The organism is Mesorhizobium sp. M7A.F.Ca.MR.176.00.0.0 (assembly GCF_004023165.1).
GTDB lineage: Bacteria > Pseudomonadota > Alphaproteobacteria > Rhizobiales > Rhizobiaceae > Mesorhizobium.
The window spans coordinates 1-2,799 of the sequence record NZ_RZTC01000237.1; the positions used below are offsets into that span (position 1 = coordinate 1).

3 protein-coding genes and 1 pseudogene are annotated in these 2,799 nt (G+C 64.3%); 3 read left to right on the top strand and 1 reads right to left on the bottom strand.

Features of this window, described 5'->3' with window-relative positions:
• Window positions 1–76: 76 nt before the first annotated feature.
• Both EOB59_RS34225 and EOB59_RS34230 read left to right on the top strand, forming a co-directional pair.
• The gene (locus tag EOB59_RS34225; protein ID WP_128177885.1) at window positions 77–961 is read left to right on the top strand and encodes a hypothetical protein; all 885 of its coding nucleotides are present in this window, start codon (window positions 77–79) and stop codon (window positions 959–961) included.
• Window positions 961–1,284 carry a hypothetical protein gene (locus tag EOB59_RS34230; protein WP_095482593.1) on the top strand — a complete coding sequence of 108 codons (324 nt, stop codon included), beginning with the start codon at window positions 961–963 and terminating at the stop codon, window positions 1,282–1,284. The genes EOB59_RS34225 and EOB59_RS34230 overlap by 1 nt, the downstream gene beginning before the upstream one ends.
• Before the next feature lie 13 nt (window positions 1,285–1,297).
• On the opposite strand, the pseudogene EOB59_RS34235 reads toward EOB59_RS34230, so the two are convergent.
• Window positions 1,298–1,597: pseudogene (locus EOB59_RS34235) on the bottom strand (alkylphosphonate utilization protein).
• Window positions 1,598–2,097: 500 nt separating this feature from the next.
• Between EOB59_RS34235 and EOB59_RS34240 the strand changes: the two are divergent.
• On the top strand, window positions 2,098–2,685 hold the full coding sequence (locus tag EOB59_RS34240; protein ID WP_095482591.1) for a hypothetical protein: 588 nt from the start codon (window positions 2,098–2,100) through the stop codon (window positions 2,683–2,685).
• Window positions 2,686–2,799 lie beyond the last annotated feature (114 nt).

Here is a 2,799-nt window from a genome sequence, read left to right on the forward strand (position 1 = left end):
GCTATCCGGGAGCTGGTCTGCAAGAGGTGACGGCCGACGCCGTGGCCGCGGATACCGTCGAGGGGAGGGCGGCGGCATGAGCGCGGCCACTCCCCGAATACGAGACGACGAGGCCCCCGGTAATCCGGGGGTTTGTTTTGGCCGCAGCGCCAACGGTTATCCCGTTGCGCTTGTCGGTGAAACGGCGTTCGCCATGGTTCCGGCCCGGAACGGGCGGTACTATTTTGTCACGGGGTGGCGTATCCGCCGGCCCATGGCCGAATGGACGCGCAGCGATTTCTACGGCCATGCCGGCGAGCTTGCCGACGAGGCGGCGTTTCGCGCGCATGTCGAAGAGAACGCTCTCCACCAGCAGCAGCGCGTCGCGCTCGGCCGTCGCGAAATCCATTCCCGCGCCCACACGCCATGGGGAACGTCGCAGGGAGCGACCGTCTATGCCGAGGGCGTCGTGGCTCACTCAACTGCAGGCCATGGCGGGTTCCATCTTTCGGCGGAACGAAATCGCAAAGTCCATGACATGCTCCGTGCCGATGGCGGCTGGTATGAAGAGGACTGCCATTGGGCGGCCGTCGCCCAAGCCTTTCCGCAGCTCTTCACGGACTTCGAGAAGGCGTGTGCGGAAAAGACGATCCGCGACTGGTATCCGGAGGCCTGGGAGGCGATCCACGGGAGGGTGCTCGAACCCGGCCAATCCGCGAAAAACGACGAGCGGGCATTTTTCGAGAAGCATACCGATGACTGGGTCGTGGTGTCGGCGATCCGTTGCGAGCACCAGGCCGGTTCCACCGAGGTTATCGCGACCCCCGGCGGCAAGCGTGGACCGGGCACGGAGGAACGTCGCTTTCTCGTTCCGACTGACCAATACCATGTCGGCCGCTTTGGATTCGTCATCGATGTTGCGCGCCATCGTGTCTGTGGCGGGCCATCGAGCTTCATGGATTGGCAGGGGAGGGACACATAATGTCTGTCCCCGATCGCCGCGCGCAGCTCTTTCGCATGGAGGAGGCACGGCGCCAGACACAGCGCCAGCTTGATATGATCGACCGGCAGATCATAAGGCGGATGACGGCGATTATTCCGCAGCTCAAGCCCCAGCGTACCGGCCACCGACGCCTAAAGCCTGCCGATGCCAGGACATTTCTGGAACGGTATCGATCGAACCTTGCCGCGATCACACAGGAAAGGCAGCACGAGATCGATGCGCTATCGCGCAAACTGGCAAGGCAGGACGCTGCAATCGAGGTGCTGCGTGCAAGACTGCCACCGGACCTGAGGCGCGCCTGATACTGCGGCCTGCTCAGCGCCTGCGTACGAATTCGGTTCGCAACACCAGCCCCTTGATCGCGTCATGCCGGCAGTCGATTTCGTCGGGATTGTCGGTGAGGCGGATCGACTTGATCACCGTGCCCTGCTTCAGGCTCTGCCCAGCGCCTTTGACCTTGAGGTCCTTGATGAGGGCGACGGAGGCGCCGTCGTCCAGCACCTTGCCGGCGCACTTCGATGCTTCCGGCAGAAGCTGCAATGGCAGCCATCTCCGACGCTGGTCGCCATTCCCCTGTCGCTCATCATAGACGTAGTCGTCGTTCTGATCTGTCATTGCCGCGGCATTAAATACAGTGCGTTGTCAGTTCGACGTGGGAGCAGGCCGAAGATCTGATCCGCAGCAGCGGACCGGCGCACTCCGATACCGGCAGGAGCCGAAGTTCAACGCCGTCCCTCGCGCAGCCTGGCGGGAGGCGGATCGTGTGGCGGCGGGAATCAAACAGTTGATTTCCTCCCGCATGCCAATGTCCGAATTCATCCCTGGCCGGTCTTTCCGGCGGGTTTGCCGCGGTCTGAACCGGCGGCTGGCCCCTTCAAGGCCGCTATCGCGCCGCGGAGCGGCCGGAACCCGCCGATCTCGGCAAGGCAGGCCCGCGGCCTGCGCAGGGACCAGTGAAGGACTGGCCCCCCGCTTTTCCGCAAGCCGACCTCGCTCGCCTGGCAGGTCCCGGACCCTGAAGCGTCCAGCTTCCGCCGGTTCCTTTCGACCGCACCCGCAGGGAAGACCGGCAAGGGCCGGATCACCTGAAGGGCATCGCTAGAAAGGAAAGCTCAATGTCCAGTTCGACCCGCTCCACCAGGACCAAGGCCCGCGTCGTCCAGCTCCGCAAGGGCACGACACTCGAAATGGTCCGGCTCTGCTGCCCGGACGGCCATCAGGCCACGCTCATCTCCGAAAGCTTCGGCCTCCCCGTCCTCGACAGCGACGGCATCCGCGAATTCCACGAGCGCAGCCTGATCGATGGCGCCGACACACTTTCCGAGGGACTTTCCGACAAGGCGATGCAGATCCACCTGCAGAGGATCGTCGGCTCCTACGTCGGCTCCGCCTATGGAGCAGGCCAGTTCTACTCGAAGGCCGTCACCGAGGCCAAGGACGCCACAGCCAGGCTTGCCAACGACACCCGCGACGAGGACCTCGACGGTCCTGTCGGTTTCGACAGCAAGGCACAGCGCAAACGCGAGTTCGCCGCCGACATGGGCCTTCAAGCCCACGCGTTGCGCATGGCGGCCGAGGGCGCCGTCGCCGCCTACGAGCACATCGTCGGCGAGAGCTGGAGGCCCTACGAGCGACAGGTCGAGAACCCCGGCCAGGGCGTCAGCCGGCAGGCGGCCGATCTGCAGATGGCGGCTCTGGGCTAACTGCCACCGGGCGGAGCTTCGGCTCCGCCCGGCCTTCTTCGTACGGCGGGTTTTGCGATAAACTCATAACGTAGCAAGTCCCAGGATTAGCGCGGCTCTTGAGCTTTGCTCCAC

What these genes read in the sequence shown, in the direction of transcription:
- EOB59_RS34225 (WP_128177885.1), top strand. Translation starts at nt 77, where the DNA reads ATGAGCGCGGCCACTCCCCGAATACGAGACGACGAGGCCCCCGGTAAT.
- EOB59_RS34230 (WP_095482593.1), top strand. Translation starts at nt 961, where the DNA reads ATGTCTGTCCCCGATCGCCGCGCGCAGCTCTTTCGCATGGAGGAGGCA.
- EOB59_RS34240 (WP_095482591.1), top strand. Translation starts at nt 2,098, where the DNA reads ATGTCCAGTTCGACCCGCTCCACCAGGACCAAGGCCCGCGTCGTCCAG.